Source organism: Treponema zioleckii (assembly GCF_014737315.1).
Classification (GTDB): Bacteria; Spirochaetota; Spirochaetia; order Treponematales; family Treponemataceae; genus Treponema_D; species Treponema_D zioleckii.
Genome location: NZ_JPUF01000135.1, coordinates 1 through 1,849, shown reverse-complemented (window position 1 = coordinate 1,849; position 1,849 = coordinate 1). Strand labels below are relative to the sequence as shown.

At 41.3% G+C, this 1,849-nt stretch carries 1 protein-coding gene; it reads left to right on the top strand.

The genetic code is table 11. From position 1 onward, the window contains the following. Positions 1-441: 441 nt before the first annotated feature. Complete coding sequence (locus JI65_RS16840; protein ID WP_197971975.1) at positions 442-1,596, top strand: glycoside hydrolase family 88/105 protein; 1,155 nt, start codon at positions 442-444, stop codon at positions 1,594-1,596. Positions 1,597-1,849 lie beyond the last annotated feature (253 nt).

Here is a 1,849-nt window from a genome sequence, read left to right as displayed (position 1 = left end):
ACAGATGAACAGAGATGGACACAGATGGGGCACAGATAAACTGAAAAAGCCCGGTGGTTGAGCGTAGTCGAAACCACAACCAAGCGAGAATTAGCTGGTAATTTTTGACACAGATTGACACAGATAGACACGGATGGGTCACAGATGAACTGAAAAAGCCCGGTGGTTGAGCGTAGTCGAAACCACAACCAGCACAATCTCACGGAAAGCTGCCTCAAACCAACGAAACAAAATTGCCACGGAGCGAAGAATTAGACAGTTTTTGCATTATTCAAGACTTTTTAGTCTTAAAATCTTACTTCACTTTATATCGATTTTAGAATAGTATGATAAAACTCAATGAGAGTTTCTAAGATTATTTTATTATGTTTTCTGCTTTTAGGTGGGATTTTTGGTTGCAATTCCACGCAAACCAAAAATAAAAGCATCAGGAGTTTTACAGTGGACACAAAAGTAATTGAACAGTACATTGACGATTTGATGACAAAATCAACTGCCGAACTGCCAGTTTGGAATATCGAAAAAGCAAGAGCTGGAATCAAATCCGGCTGGGATTACATTGACGGCTGCATGATTCTGGCACTTCTTGAACTTTACGAAACCAGCAAAAATGAAAAATTTCTAAAATTCGCAGATTATTATGAAGACTTTAGAATCGCCGATGACGGAACAATCACCGGATACAACAAAGAGGCTTGGAATATTGATGAAATCAACGGCGGAAAAAATCTCATAACACTTTACAAGCTCACAAAAAAAGAAAAATACAAAAAAGCCCTGGAAAAACTTTACGATCAGATTGAAAACCAGCCACGCACAAGCGAAGGAAATTTCTGGCACAAGGCAATTTACCCAAATCAGATTTGGCTCGACGGTCTCTACATGGGTCAGCCTTTTTATATGGAATACGACTCGCTTTTTAACGGCGGAAAAAATAAAGATGATATTTACAATCAGTTCTTTAACGTTGAAAAAATTATGAAAGACCCAAAAACAGGTCTTTACTATCACGGTTACGATAGTTCAAAATCGATTTTCTGGGCAGATAAGAAAACCGGGCTCAGCAAAAATTTCTGGCTCCGCTCTTTGGGCTGGTTCTCAATGGCTATGCTCGACACGCTGAACAAAGCTCCAGACCGTGGCAGCGAGAACTGGAATCACTTAAAGAAGATGTTCGTTGACTTGCAGACGGCAATGCTCAAATATCAGGACGAAAGCGGAATGTGGTTCCAAGTTCCTGACAAGCCGAATCAAAAAGACGCAAACGGAAAAGAAAACTATCTTGAAACCTCAGGAACAGCGATTTTTGCCTACTCGCTCCTCAAAGGATTCAGGACGCAGATTCTTGAAGAAACTGAATTTCAGGCAGCCGGCGTAAAAGCATTCAGAGGCATCTGCAACAAATACTTAACCACTGACAACGGCAAGCTAGGTCTAGGCGGAATCTGTCTCGTAGCAGGCTTAGGTCCAGAAAAAAACACTCGACGCGACGGTACGTTCGAATATTATTTGAGCGAACCAATCGTGCAAGACGATGCAAAAGGCGTCGGACCGTTTATTCTCGCCTATAATGAATTTGATTTAATTGGGAACTAACGGAAACGCTACAAGTTGATTTTTTTTTAATTAAAGTTGGCTTATTGCGTTTCCCGCAAGTTTTCTTACGAAAACTCGCGCTTGGGTGGGGGCAACTTGCAAGTGTTTCGCACTCGTCGCGACAAGCACGGCGACGAGCACGAGGTTTGGTCTTATTATCCGCGCTGCGCGGATAATTATTGAAAAAAGGTCTGTTGATTTGCGGATTTTAGCAAACGCTGCAAGTTGTTTTTTTAATTAAAGTTGGCTTGTT